At 67.4% G+C, this 13268-nt stretch carries 13 protein-coding genes; 9 read left to right on the top strand and 4 right to left on the bottom strand.

What is annotated here, in order from left to right:
* Nucleotides 1–16 precede the first annotated feature (16 nt).
* From B7G54_RS27175 to B7G54_RS38775, 7 genes are all read left to right on the top strand, one after another.
* Nucleotides 17–1645, top strand: a complete 1629-nt coding sequence (locus B7G54_RS27175) for an ABC transporter substrate-binding protein (protein WP_085041883.1) — start codon at nt 17–19, stop codon at nt 1643–1645.
* Between the two features lie 117 nt (nt 1646–1762).
* Nucleotides 1763–2773 carry an ABC transporter permease subunit gene (locus B7G54_RS27170; protein WP_085041882.1) on the top strand — a complete coding sequence of 337 codons (1011 nt, stop codon included), beginning with the start codon at nt 1763–1765 and terminating at the stop codon, nt 2771–2773.
* 4 nt (nt 2774–2777) lie between these two features.
* The gene (locus B7G54_RS27165) at nt 2778–3695 is read left to right on the top strand and encodes an ABC transporter permease subunit (protein WP_085041881.1); all 918 of its coding nucleotides are present in this window, start codon (nt 2778–2780) and stop codon (nt 3693–3695) included.
* 2 nt (nt 3696–3697) lie between these two features.
* A complete protein-coding gene (locus tag B7G54_RS27160; protein ID WP_085041880.1) occupies nt 3698–4696 on the top strand; it encodes an ABC transporter ATP-binding protein in 999 nt (332 codons plus the stop codon).
* The gene (locus tag B7G54_RS27155; protein WP_085041879.1) at nt 4693–5709 is read left to right on the top strand and encodes a peptide ABC transporter ATP-binding protein; all 1017 of its coding nucleotides are present in this window, start codon (nt 4693–4695) and stop codon (nt 5707–5709) included. Before B7G54_RS27160 ends, B7G54_RS27155 begins: the two co-directional genes overlap by 4 nt.
* The gene (locus B7G54_RS27150; protein WP_085041878.1) at nt 5702–6847 is read left to right on the top strand and encodes a TraB/GumN family protein; all 1146 of its coding nucleotides are present in this window, start codon (nt 5702–5704) and stop codon (nt 6845–6847) included. Before B7G54_RS27155 ends, B7G54_RS27150 begins: the two co-directional genes overlap by 8 nt.
* Before the next feature lie 99 nt (nt 6848–6946).
* A complete protein-coding gene (locus tag B7G54_RS38775) occupies nt 6947–7201 on the top strand; it encodes a hypothetical protein (protein WP_133059225.1) in 255 nt (84 codons plus the stop codon).
* 184 nt (nt 7202–7385) lie between these two features.
* On the opposite strand, the gene pxpA is transcribed toward B7G54_RS38775, so the two are convergent.
* From pxpA to pxpB, 3 genes are all read right to left on the bottom strand, one after another.
* Nucleotides 7386–8150, bottom strand: coding sequence for a 5-oxoprolinase subunit PxpA (pxpA, locus tag B7G54_RS27145; protein ID WP_085041877.1), 765 nt, complete (start codon nt 8148–8150; stop codon nt 7386–7388).
* Between the two features lie 73 nt (nt 8151–8223).
* On the bottom strand, nt 8224–9291 hold the full coding sequence (locus B7G54_RS27140) for a 5-oxoprolinase subunit C family protein (protein ID WP_085041876.1): 1068 nt from the start codon (nt 9289–9291) through the stop codon (nt 8224–8226).
* Nucleotides 9288–9944 carry a 5-oxoprolinase subunit PxpB gene (pxpB, locus tag B7G54_RS27135; RefSeq protein ID WP_085041875.1) on the bottom strand — a complete coding sequence of 219 codons (657 nt, stop codon included), beginning with the start codon at nt 9942–9944 and terminating at the stop codon, nt 9288–9290. The genes B7G54_RS27140 and pxpB overlap by 4 nt, the downstream gene beginning before the upstream one ends.
* Nucleotides 9945–10092: 148 nt before the next feature.
* On the opposite strand from pxpB, the gene B7G54_RS27130 reads away from it, so the two are divergent.
* On the top strand, nt 10093–10605 hold the full coding sequence (locus B7G54_RS27130; RefSeq protein ID WP_027788908.1) for a winged helix DNA-binding protein: 513 nt from the start codon (nt 10093–10095) through the stop codon (nt 10603–10605).
* 50 nt (nt 10606–10655) lie between these two features.
* On the opposite strand, the gene B7G54_RS27125 is transcribed toward B7G54_RS27130, so the two are convergent.
* Nucleotides 10656–11264, bottom strand: a complete 609-nt coding sequence (locus B7G54_RS27125; protein ID WP_085041874.1) for a 5-formyltetrahydrofolate cyclo-ligase — start codon at nt 11262–11264, stop codon at nt 10656–10658.
* An 8-nt stretch (nt 11265–11272) separates the two neighbouring features.
* On the opposite strand from B7G54_RS27125, the gene B7G54_RS27120 reads away from it, so the two are divergent.
* Nucleotides 11273–13225, top strand: coding sequence for a lytic transglycosylase domain-containing protein (locus tag B7G54_RS27120; protein ID WP_085041873.1), 1953 nt, complete (start codon nt 11273–11275; stop codon nt 13223–13225).
* Nucleotides 13226–13268 lie beyond the last annotated feature (43 nt).

The following is a 13268-nucleotide window of genomic DNA, read 5'->3' as shown; positions in this document are numbered from 1 at the left end:
GAGACCTGGAGGAAACATGGAATACAACCGTCTGTTGCACACCCTGCGTGTTACCGCCATTGCAGGCGTGGCAGCGGCATCGCTCGGCGTCGCGGGCTCTGCATTCGCACAGATTCCGAACAAAACGCTCGTCTACTGCTCAGAAGGCAGCCCGGCGGGTTTCGATTCCGCGCAATTTACGACCGGCGTCGATTTCACCGCCGCCACGTTCACCGTCTACAACCGCCTCGTCGAATTCGAGCGCGGCGGCACGAAGGTCGAGCCGGGCCTCGCCGAGAAGTGGGACGTGTCGTCCGACGGCAAGGTGTACACGTTCCACCTGCGCCACGGCGTGAAGTTCCACACGACCGACTTCTTCAAGCCGACGCGTGAATTCAACGCGGACGACGTGCTGTTCTCGTTCCAGCGCATGCTCGACCCGAACCAGGCGTTCCGCAAGGCGTACCCGGTGTCGTTCCCGTACTTCACCGACATGGGCCTCGACAAGCTGATCACGAAGGTCGAGAAGGTCGATCCGTACACCGTGAAGTTCACGCTCGCCGAGCCGAATGCGCCGTTCATCCAGAACATGGCAATGGAATTCGCGTCGATCCTGTCGGCCGAATACGGCGACCAGCTGATGAAGGCCGGCAAGGCCGCCGACATCAACCAGAAGCCGGTCGGCACGGGCCCGTTCATCTTCCGCAGCTACACGAAGGACGCGACGATCCGTTTCGACGGGAATCCTGATTACTGGAAGAAGGGCGAAGTGAAGCTGTCGAAGCTGATCTTCTCGATCACGCCCGACCCGGGCGTGCGCGTGCAGAAGATCAAGCGCAACGAATGCCAGGTGATGAGCTATCCGCGTCCGGCCGACATCGCGACGCTGAAGGCCGATGCGGGCGTCGACATGCCGTCTCAGGCCGGCTTCAACCTCGGCTATCTCGCGTACAACGTCGAGCACAAGCCGGTCGACAAGCTCGAAGTGCGTCAGGCACTCGACATGGCGATCAACAAGAAGGCGATCCTCGAGTCCGTCTACCAGGGTGCCGGCCAGGCTGCTACCGCGCCGATGCCGCCGACCCAATGGTCGTACGACAAGAACCTGAAGATGGCCGCGTACGACACCGCGAAGGCGAAGGCGCTGCTCGCGAAGGCAGGCTTCCCGAACGGTTTCGAGATCACGCTGTGGGCGATGCCCGTGCAGCGCGCGTACAACCCGAACGCCCGCCTGATGGCCGAGATGATCCAGGCCGACTGGGCGAAGATCGGCGTGAAGGCGAAGATCGTCACGTACGAGTGGGGCGAGTACATCAAGCGCGCGCACAGCGGCGAGCAGGACACGATGCTGATCGGCTGGACGGGCGACAACGGCGACCCGGACAACTGGCTCGGCACGCTGCTCGGCTGCGAAGCGATCAAGGGCAACAACTTCTCGCACTGGTGCTACAAGCCGTTCGACGAGCTGGTCCAGAAGGGCCGCACGACGACGGGCCAGGACGCGCGCACGAAGCTCTACACGCAGGCTCAGCAGATCTTCGCGCAACAGCTGCCGTTCTCGCCGATCGCGAACTCGACGGTCTACCAGCCGGTGCGCAAGACCGTGGTCGACATGCGTATCGAGCCGCTCGGCTATGCCCGCTTCGACGGTGTTAGCGTGAAGTAACGCGCCCGGCGTAAGCTGTCTACGAAGACCGAGACCGGCTAATTCATCCGGCGGCGGGAGGCCAAAAGCTTCCCGTCGCCGGTCGCACATTTCCCACAAGAAAATACGAGACGCATCATGTTCACATTCGTGTTGCGCCGCGTGGGCATGGTGATCCCGACTTTCATCGGCATCACCATCCTGGCGTTTGCGCTGATTCACCTGATACCGGGCGACCCCATCGAAGTGATGATGGGCGAGCGCGGCGTCGATCCCGCGATGCATGCAGAGGCGATGAAACGCCTCGGGCTCGACCAGCCGCTGCCCATGCAGTACCTCCACTACATCGGCCGGGCGCTGCATGGCGACCTCGGCATGTCGATCATCACCAACACGAGCGTGGCGGGCGAATTCTTCGCGCGCTTTCCGGCGACCGTCGAGCTGTCGCTGTGCGCGCTCGTGTTCGCGCTCGCGGTCGGGCTGCCGGCCGGCGTGATCGCCGCGCTGCGGCGCGGCTCGGTCGTCGACCATGGCGTGATGGGCACCGCGCTCACCGGCTACTCGATGCCGATCTTCTGGTGGGGGCTGATCCTCATCATGGTGTTTTCGTCGTATCTCGGCTGGACGCCCGTGTCGGGGCGCATCGCCGTCGAATACGACTTCCCGCACCCGACGGGCTTCATGCTGATCGACGCGCTGCTCGCGCCGGATGAAGGCTCGTTCAAGTCGGCGGTCAGCCACCTGATCCTGCCCGCGATCGTGCTCGGCACGATCCCGCTCGCGGTGATCGCGCGGATGACGCGCTCGTCGATGCTCGAAGTGCTGCGCGAGGACTACATCCGCACCGCCCGCGCGAAGGGGCTGTCGCCCGCGCGCGTGGTCGTCGTGCATGCGCTGCGCAATGCGCTGATCCCGGTCGTCACCGTGATCGGCCTGCAGATCGGCACGTTGCTCGCGGGCGCTGTGCTGACCGAGACGCTCTTTTCGTGGCCCGGTGTCGGCAAGTGGCTGATCGATGCGATCGGCCGTCGCGACTATCCGGTCGTCCAGGGCGGCATCCTGCTGATCGCGACGCTCGTGATCGTCGTGAACCTGGTCGTCGACCTGCTGTACGGCGTGCTGAATCCGCGCATCCGCCACACGAGGTAATCCCATGAGCAATCTGCAAAACACCTTGCCGACCGAATCCGCGCCGGCCGGCGGCCGTGCGCTCGCGCTGCGCGAATTCTGGGCCAACTTCTCGCGCAACCGCGGCGCCGTCGGCGCCGGCGTCGTCGTGATCGTGCTGATCCTGGTCGCGCTGTTCGCCCCGCTGCTCGCGCCGCACAGCCCGGTCGAGCAATACCGCGACTTCGTGAAGATCCCGCCCGCGTGGCTCGATGGCGGCAACTGGAAATTCATCCTCGGCACCGACGAAGCGGGCCGCGACATTCTTTCGCGCCTGATGTTCGGCGCGCGGATGTCGTTCTGGATCGGCTTCGTGTCGGTCGTGCTCGCACTGATTCCCGGCATCGTGCTCGGGCTCGTCGCCGCATTCTTCCAGAAGTGGGCCGACACGCCCGTGATGCGCATCATGGACGTGCTGCTCGCGCTGCCGTCGCTGCTGCTCGCGGTCGCGGTCGTCGCAATCATCGGCCCGGGCCTCACCAACACGATGTTCGCGATCGCGATCGTCGCGCTGCCGGCCTATGTGCGCCTGACGCGCGCCTCGGCGCTCGGCGAGCTGCAGAAGGAGTACGTGACGGCGTCGCGCGTGGCCGGTGCCGGCACGCTGCGCCTGATGTTCTCGCAGGTGCTGCCGAACTGCACGGCGCCGCTGATCGTGCAGGCGACGCTCGGCTTCTCGTCGGCGATCCTCGACGCGGCCGCGCTCGGCTTCCTCGGCCTCGGCGTGCAACCGCCGACCGCCGAGTGGGGCGCGATGCTGGCCTCCGCGCGCGACTACATCGACAACGCATGGTGGATCGTGACGATGCCTGGCCTGTCGATCCTGATTTCGGTGCTCGCGATCAACCTGCTCGGCGACGGGCTGCGCGACGCGCTCGATCCCAAACTGAAACGGATGGCGTGACCATGAGCCAAGATCTTCTGACCATCCGCAATCTCGCGGTGAACTTCAACGGCCTGCCCGCTGTCGACCGGATCAACCTGTCGATCGCGCCGGGCGAGGTGGTGGGCGTCGTCGGCGAATCGGGCTCGGGCAAGAGCGTGACGATGATGGCGCTGATGGGCCTGATCGATGCGCCGGGCAAGGTGACGGCAGATGAAGTCACGTTCAACGGTGTCGACCTGCTGAAGGCGTCGCCGAAGGCGCGCCGCAAGATCGTCGGCAAGGACATCGCGATGGTGTTCCAGGACGCATTGACGAGCCTGAACCCGAGCTACACGGTCGGCTACCAGATCAAGGAGGTGCTGAAGCTGCACGAGGGCTTGCGCGGCGACGCGCTGCACCGGCGCGCGCTCGAGCTGCTCGACCAGGTCGGTATTCCCGATGCGAAGAACCGCATCGCGTCGTTCCCGCACCAGATGTCGGGCGGGATGAACCAGCGCGTGATGATCGCGATGGCGGTGGCGTGCAACCCGAAGCTCCTGATCGCCGACGAGCCGACCACCGCGCTCGACGTGACGATCCAGGCGCAGATCATGGACCTGCTCGTGAAGCTGCAGAAGGAGCGCGGGATGGCGCTCGTGCTGATCTCGCACGACCTGGCCGTGGTGTCGGAAGTCGCGCAGCGCGTCGCGGTGATGTACGCGGGCGAGGTGATCGAGACCAACCGCGTGCCCGACATCTTCCGCGCGCCGCATCATCCGTACACCGAAGCGCTGCTCGCGGCGATTCCCGAGCACAATAAGGGGGCGCGTCGCCTTGCCGCATTGCCCGGCATGGTGCCGGGCCGCGATGATCGCCCGTCCGGGTGCCTGTTCGCGCCGCGCTGCAAGTACGTCGTCGACGACTGCCGCAAGGCGCGGCCGGCGCTCGACACGCTGGTGTCCGGCAACGATGCGATGCGCGCACGCTGCATCAAGCCGCTCAACGTTTCCAACCTCGACCTGACGGGAGGTGCACGATGAATGCAGTCAATCAAACGCGTGCCACGCCGCCCGACGACGAAGCCGTGCTGGTGGCCGACGGCCTCGCGAAGCACTATTCGGTGAAGCGCGGGATGTTCGGGCAGGGCACGGTGAAGGCGCTGAACGGCGTGTCGTTCACGCTGAAGCGCGGCAAGACGCTCGCCGTCGTCGGCGAATCGGGCTGCGGGAAGTCGACGCTCGCGCGTCAGCTCACGATGATCGAGACGCCGACGTCGGGCAGCCTGACGATCGACGGCAAGAACGTTGCCGGTGCAAGCCGCGACACGGTCGCCGACCTGCGCCGCCGCGTGCAGATGGTGTTCCAGAACCCGTTCGCATCGCTCAACCCGCGCAAGACCGTCGAGCAGACGCTATCCGAGCCGCTCGAGATCAACGCGAACCTGACGGCCGCCGAACGCGCGGCGCGCATCGCGCAGATCATGCGCACGGTCGGCCTGCGGCCCGAGCACGCGAAACGCTATCCGCACATGTTCTCGGGCGGCCAGCGCCAGCGTGTCGCGATCGCGCGCGCGATGATCCTCGATCCGCGGATCGTCGTCGCCGACGAGCCGGTGTCCGCGCTCGACGTGTCGATCCAGGCGCAGATCCTGAACCTGTTCATGGATCTGCAGGAGCAGTTCAAGACGAGCTACGTGTTCATCTCGCACAACCTGGCGGTGGTCGAGCACGTCGCGGACGACGTGATGGTGATGTACTTCGGCAGCGTCGCCGAGCTCGGCGACAAGGCGACGATCTACGCCCGGCCGCGCCATCCGTACACGCGCGCGCTGATGTCGGCGACGCCGGCGATCTTCGAGGAAGACCGCCGCGTGCAGATCAAGCTGCAGGGCGAACTGCCGTCGCCGCTCAATCCGCCGTCGGGCTGCGCGTTCCACCAGCGCTGCCCGTATGCGGTCGAGCGCTGCCGTGCCGAGGAGCCGCAGCTGCGCGAGGTCGACGGCCGGCGCGTGGCCTGCCATCGGGCCGAGGAGGTCGGGGAGGCGAATGCCTGAAGCGTTGGCGGCGCGCGCATCCGGCGTGCGCCGTGCGGGGGCAGGCGGCGCGCGCGTGATGCGCGCGTACCGCTACGCGCGGCGCTGGAGCGTGCGTACCGTCACGGGCGCGGCGCTGGCCGGCGCGTGCGTGGCGGCCAGCCTCGTGGTTCCCGTCGAATCCGCGCGCGCCGAAGGGCGCGCGCCGGCCACTTCACCGATCCATCCGTCGCAAGTCCCGCCGCCCGGCATGAGCCTGCCGGGCTTCCACGCGCCCGCCGTGTCGGACGGCACGGTGTCGCGCGGCACCGTGCGCGTGCAGCCCGCGCGCATGCCGTTCTACGTTGCAACCAAGGGCAAGGTCACGCTCTACGTGCTCGGCACGCTGCACACGGGCGACCCGTCCGATTACCCGAGCGCGCAGCCGTTCCGCCCGCGCATCCTCGCGGCGCTCGCCGCGTCGCCCACACTGGCGCTCGAGCTGTCGCCCGACGACCTGCTCGAATCGCAGGACGACGTGTCGAAGTACGGCGTATGCCGCTACCCGTGCCTGCAGCGCCTGCTGCCGGAGCCGCTGTGGCAGCGGCTCGCGGCGCGGTTGCGCGGCAACCCGGCCGCGCTCGCCGAGATCCGCAAGATGCGGCCGTGGCTCGCGGCACTCGTCGTCGAGACCTACGATTCGCTGTCGGCCGGCCTGCAGACCGAGTACGGCACCGAGGCGCAACTGCAGAACGTGTTCCTGAAGAAGAAGGGCGGCCGCGTGATCGGGCTCGAGACGCTCGCCGAGCAGATGCGCGCGTTCACCGGGCTGACGCTGGCCGAGCAGCGCGAGATGCTCGCGCAGGACATGGTGCAGACGCCCGCGCAGAACGCCGACGACATCAAGGCGCTGCACCGACTGTGGCGAATTGGCGACGCCGATGCGATCTCGGCATGGGCAGTCGCGAAGAGCGAACGGCTCGCGCGTTCGAAGGCGTTGTCGGCGTCGATCGACAACAAGATCGTGTACGAGCGCAACCGGCGCTTCGTTGCACGGATGACGGCAATCGCCGCACCGAACCGGCCGCTGTTCGTCGCGATCGGCGCGCTGCATCTGGGCGGCCCGCGCGGCGTGCTCGAATTGTTGCGCCAGCAAGGATACCGGGTCGACGCGAACTGATCGCGCCCGACGGCCCGCACCGATCTTCCCCTGTTTGATTGACCTCGGGCGCATGCGGCGAGACGCCTGCGCGTGGGCGGCAATCGATAAGGAAAACCCTTGAATCGTCGGAAAATAGCGTTTAAAACGATTGACATCCCGTTCTGCCAATATCTATTCTTCACCCCACAAGTTGAAAAAATGAAAAGAATAGATAAGTTCTACGGGGTAGCAGAAATAAGCGCGGGGTTAGCGTTGCCGGCACGTGAAGCACGTGCCGGCCGCGGAGTGTCTGCATGTACGGCGGGGCCAATCATCGTCGGACAACACATGCATGCAGGCCGACTTGCGGATAAGCAACGTTCCGTCGTCTGACCGGGGAATGCAGTGATCGGGCGGCGGCGGACGTTTTTTAATCCGGAATATTTTTCCGGTCACCGTCGCAGGACGGTTTCGGGGGGCGAATCGACAGACGGCGAAGCCGCAGCGATTGCGCCAACGGAAAAGCGCCACGAGGGCGCTTTTTTCTTTGGTGCGACGGATCGCGCTGCCGGCCGAGTCAGGCGCGTTCGTCGGCCTGCAGCATGCCGGGCGCGACCACGTCGACACCCACCGCCTCGAGCGCGGCGCGGATCCGTTTCGCGAACGCCAGCGCATGCGGCCCGTCGCCGTGCAGGCAGACGGTCTGCGCATTGAGCATCACCCATTCGCCGCCGATCGCGCGTACCTGCCGGCTGCGCACCATGTCCAGCGTGCGCGTGATCATCGTGTCCTCGTCATCGATCAGCGCGCCGGGCTGGTTGCGCGGCACGAGCGAGCCGTCCGCGCGGTAGCCGCGATCGGCGAACACTTCCTCCACCGCGGCAAGCCCCGCGTGCCGCGCCGCCGCGACGAACACGCTGTTCGCGAGCCCGAACACCGCGAGCGACGGATCGAAATCGCGAACTGCGGACACCACCGCATCGGCAATCATCGGGTCGCGCGCGGCCTGGTTGTACAGCGCGCCGTGCGGCTTCACGTGCGCGATGCGCCCGCCCTCGGCCTGCGCGATCGCCGACAGCGCGCCGAGCTGGTACAGCACGCCCGCATAGATGTCGCCGGCCGGCAGCTGCATTTCCTTGCGGCCGAAATTCTCCGGATCGTGAAAGCTCGGATGCGCGCCGATCGCCACGCCTTTCTGCACGGCCCAGCGCACGCAGTCGCGCATCGCATTCGCACCGCCCGCATGCCACCCGCATGCGATGTTCGCGGACGTCACGAGGTCGAGCAGCGCCTCGTCCGAACCGCATCCTTCGCCGAGATCGGCATTCAGATCGATTTCCATGATGTTCCTCGTCCACTGATTGCGTGGCCCGTCTCCGCTACTGCTCCTGCCTTCGGTACCGCTACCGCGATTGTCACGCCGCTTGCGACTGGGCGCGGCGGCGCGCTTCCTCGCGCATGTCGATCGCCACGTCGATCTGCCGCAGATAGGCACGTTCTGCGGTCAGGGCGGCGCGCGCGGCGTCGGGTGTCGTGCGCACGAAGCGGATCGGCAGGTTGAGCCGCGCCTGCGCGAGTTTCCACAGATCGGCGCGGATCACCGTGCCGATCTTCGGGTAGCCGCCGGTGGTCTGCGCGTCATGCATCAGCACGATCGGCTGGCCGTTCGGCGGCACCTGGATCGTGCCGGGCAGCACCGCGTGCGATAGCAGCTCGGCCGGCCGCTCGCGCACGAGTTCGACGCCGGCGAGCCGATAGCCCATGCGGTTGCTGTTCGCCGTGACGAGCCATTCTTCATCCCAGAACGCCTGCTGCGAATCGGCGGCGAACGACGCGTAGTCGGGGCCCGGCAGCACGCGCACGGGCATCGCCCACGGCGCATGCGTGGGGCGGTGGCGGCGCGGCGGCTCGTCGACGCGCGCGAACGCGCACCACGCCGGCGCCTTTACGCCGAATTCGGGCGCATCGGCCGCCAGGCATCCGATGCCGGCCGGCAGCACACCGACCGGGAGGCGATCGCCGTCGCGCAGCGCGCGGCCGCCCAGGCCGCCGAAGCGCGATGCGAGATCGGTGCTGCGCGAGCCGAGCATCGGCAGCACGTCGATGCCGCCGGCGATGCACAGGTAGCCGCGCATTCCGCGTTTGGCGGCCGGCAGCACGAGCGTCTGCCCGGCCTCGACCGGCAGGCTCCACCATGAATATACGCGCTGGCCGTCGAGCGTTGCACCGAACTCGGTGCCGGTGATCGCGATGCGGGTCGCGCGCGTGAAGCGGAAGGCGGCCGGGCCGATCGTGATCTCGACGCCTGCCGCGTCGGGGCGGTTGCCGACCAGCCGGTTGCCGACCTCGAGCGCGAGGCCGTCGAGCGCGCCGCCCTGCGCGACGCCGAGATGGCGCGTGCCGCGGCGCCCGAGATCCTGCACGGTGGTCAGCGGGCCGGCCCGCACCACCTCGATGGTGCCCGGTGCGTTGTTCTGGGTCATCGTGCGTCGACTCCCGCAATGGTGAAGCGCACGCGGTCGCCGGGCAGCAGCAGCGTCGGCTGCGGCCGCGCCGGATCGAACAGCACGAGCGACGTGCGGCCGATCAGTTGCCAGCCGCCTGGCGACATGGCCGGGTAGATGCCCGTCTGCGCACCGCCGATGCCGACCGAGCCGGCCGGCACTTCGAGGCGCGGCGCCGCACGGCGCGGCGTATGCAGCGCGGTGTCGAGCCCGCCAAGATAGGCGAAACCCGGCTGGAAGCCGACGAAGAACACGACGTATGCGCCGGCTGCGTGGCGCGCGACGACCTCGTCGACCGACAGGCCGGTATGCGCGGCGACGGCCGGCAGGTCGGGGCCGGCTGCGCCGCCGTACTCGACCGGGATCTCGACCTCGCGGCCGTCCGCATGCTCGACGTCGGCGGTTTCCCATGCGTCGCGCAGTGCCGGCGTGAGCGACTCGGCCGTCGTGGCGAGCGCGTCGAATACGATCGTCAGGTTGTTCATGCCGGGCACGACGTCGACCACGTCGGGCCACGCGCGCGCGGCCTCGGCAACGGCCCAGACGCGGCGCTGGCAATCGAGCGTGGCGGGCGGCGGCACCTCGCAGACGAGGGCGGCATCGCCGAGCGGATAAAAGCGGGGTTGCGTCATCGGACTGGCACGGTTCGGACGGCAATGTTAGCGCACATTGTCAATAAAATATCGACAACTTCCCAATAAGCGTTTTCGCCTAGCCCGTATGCCGGGGCTTCTGGCGTACACTCGGCACACCCTGTCATCCGGCTTGCGCCGCCTTTCCATGAAGCGTCCTGCGACCAAGATCGTGTCATCCGAACACCTCGTTTCCGATTCGAGTGCGGAGCTGTCGGAGCTCGAATACGGACTCATCATGGCGGGCAACGCGTTCAACCGGTGGATGGTGCGCTGCATGTCGGCGGCAGGCGCGAAGGACATGACGGCGGTCGAGGTGTCGCTGCTGCATCACGTCAGCCATCGCGAACGCAAGAAGAAGCTCGCCGACATCTGCTTCGTGCTCAATATCGAGGATACGCACGTCGCGACCTATGCGCTCAAAAAACTGATCGCCCGCGGCTATGTGAAGAGCGAGAAGAACGGCAAGGAAGTGTTCTTCTTCGCGACCGACGCGGGCCGCGACCTGTGCCTGAAGTACCGCGAGGTGCGCGAGCACTGCCTGATCGAGACGCTGAAGGACAGCGGGCTCACCAACGAGCAGATCGGCGACGCGGCGCAGTTGCTGCGCAACGCATCGGGCCTGTACGACACGGCCGCGCGCGCGGCGGCGTCGCTGTAAACGGTTGCGCTGACGGGCGTGCGACGTCGGATGCGGCGCCGCCCGCCGCATCACCCGGCGGCCGGGTACAGCGCGCCGTCGGTCACGACCCAGCGTAGCGCGAGATCGTGCGCTTCGGCCGGCAGCGCGTCGACGCGGCACGCTTCATAGGCGATGCCGACCGTCACGGGCGGCTGGCTGCCCGGCCATGCGGCGAGCGTGCGGTCGTAGTAGCCGCCGCCGTAGCCGAGCCGGTAGCGCTGCAGATCGAATCCCACGCAGGGAATCAGCAGCAGGTCGGGCACGACGACGATGCCCGACGCCGGTTCCGGGATCCGGTGATGACCCTCGCGCATCGGCGTGTGCGTGTCCCACGCATGGAACTCGAGCGGTGTGTGCCGCTCATCGATCACGGGCAGCGCGGCGCGCCGGCCGGCACCGGCCGCGCACCAGGCGAGCACTGCGTCGCGTGCATCGAATTCGCCCGGCAGCGGCCAGTAGAACCCGACCGTGCGCGGCGCGAGCCGTTCGAGCAGCGTGCGCAGCCGCGCGTCGAGCGCGGCGTTCGCGGCGGGTTGCGACGCGGCGTCGCGACGCGCGCCGGACAGCGCTTTGCGTAGCGCAACCTTCGGGTTCGGCACAGGGTTGCGTGCTATGCTTTCGCTCACTTCGTGCTCCATTCATAACGATGTCGAACAGCCTTTTCCGAGTATATCGCGCGGTCGCGCTGACGCTTTCGGCCGCCGCGCTCGTCGCGGGCACGGCCGCGTGCGCCGCACCGAACGACGATACGGTCTCCGGGGACGACCAGACCTTCGTGCAGCTTCGTGAAGCCGCGCGCCGCAACGACGCCGCGAAAGCCGCGCAGCTCGCGTCGATGATCCCGAACTATCCGGTACCGTCCTACGTCGAGTATTTCCAGATCAAGCCGCAGCTGTTCGATTCGACGGGCCGCGCGCGCGTGGACGCGCCGGACGCGCCCGTGCAGTCGTTCCTGCAGCGCTACGACGGCCAGGCGATCGCCGACCGCCTGCGCAACGACTACCTGCTCGTGCTCGGTGCGCGCCACGACTGGCGCAGCTTCGACGATCAATACAAGCGCTTCGTGCTCGACGACGACACGCAGGTCAGGTGCTATGCGCTCGAATCGCGCGCGGCGCGCGGTGAGAACGTCGCCGATGCGGCGCGTGCGCTGCTCGTCGAGCCGAAGAACTACGGCGATGCGTGCGTCGACCTGATCACCGCGCTGACGGTCAACCAGCAGTTCACGAGCGACGACGTGTGGCAGCAGGCGCGCCTCGCGTACGAGCAGAACTACACGACGCTCGGCGGCAAGATCGTCGATGCGCTCGGCCCGCGCCCGGTCAGCTTCGACCAGGCGACGAGCGCGCCGCCGCTGTACCTCGCGCGCGGCATCGGCCCCGACGCGACGTCGCACCAGCTCGCGCTGATCGCGCTCGGCCGCATGGCGCGCAACGATCCGGACGCGGCAGCCGGGATGCTGACGTCGGTCGCCGCCTCGCTGACCAAGCAGGAACAGGCGATCGCGTGGGGCGCGATCGGCTACCAGGGCGCGATCAAGCGCTCGCCGCTCGCGTCGGTCTGGTACGCGAAATCGACGAATGCGCCGCTGTCGAACCCGGGCTACGAATGGCGCACGCGCGCCGCGCTGCTCGCCGGCAACTGGCCGATGGTGCGCTGGTCGATCGAGCAGATGCCGCCATCGCTGCGCGACGATCCGGCCTGGATCTACTGGCATGCGCGCGCGCTCAAGCAGAGCGGCGACACGCTGCAGGCGAACCAGGAATTCGAGCAGGTCGCGGGCCAGTTCAACTTCTACGGGCAGCTCGCCGGTGAAGAGCTCGGCCAGCGCACGACGATCCCGCCGCGCACGAAGGTGAGCGACGCCGAGATCGACGCGATGGGCAAGATTCCGGGCTTTGCGCTTGCGCAGCGTTTCTACGCGCTGAACCTGCGCCTCGAAGGCAACCGCGAATGGAACTGGCCGCTGCGCGGGATGACCGATCGCCAGCTGCTGGCCGCGGCCGAGTACGGCAAGCGCGTCGACCTGCTCGACCGCACGGTCAACACGGCCGACCGCACGAAGGCCGAGCACGACTTCACGCTGCGCTACCCGTCGCCATACCGCAACATCGTCGAGCGCTACGCGCAGTCGACGGGCCTCGACACCGAATGGGCGTACGGGCTGATCCGCCAGGAGTCGCGCTTCATCACGAGCGCGCGTTCGTCGGTGGGCGCGGGCGGCCTGATGCAGCTGATGCCGGCCACCGCGCAGATGGTCGCGAAGAAGCTCGGCCTGGGCACGATCTCGCGCACGCAGATGCACGACATCGATACCAACATCCAGCTCGGCACCTGGTATCTGGCGGACATCTACAACAACTTCGACAGCTCGCCGGTGCTCGCCACGGCCGGTTACAACGCGGGCCCCGGCCGGCCGCGCCAGTGGCGCCAGGTGTTGACGCAGCCGGTCGAAGGCGCGATCTTCGCAGAAACGATTCCGTTCAACGAGACGCGCGACTACGTGAAGAACGTGCTGTCGAACACCGTCTATTACGCGGCGCTCTTCGAGGGCAAACCGCAGTCGTTGAAGAAACGTCTAGGCATGATCTCGCCCTGATCCGCAATCTTCACACTGCCGCGCGAGACGCGGCAGTGTTCTT

The sequence above is a fragment of the Burkholderia puraquae genome, assembly GCF_002099195.1.
Taxonomy (GTDB): Bacteria; Pseudomonadota; Gammaproteobacteria; order Burkholderiales; family Burkholderiaceae; genus Burkholderia; species Burkholderia puraquae.
This window is presented reverse-complemented; position numbering and strand designations above follow the sequence as displayed.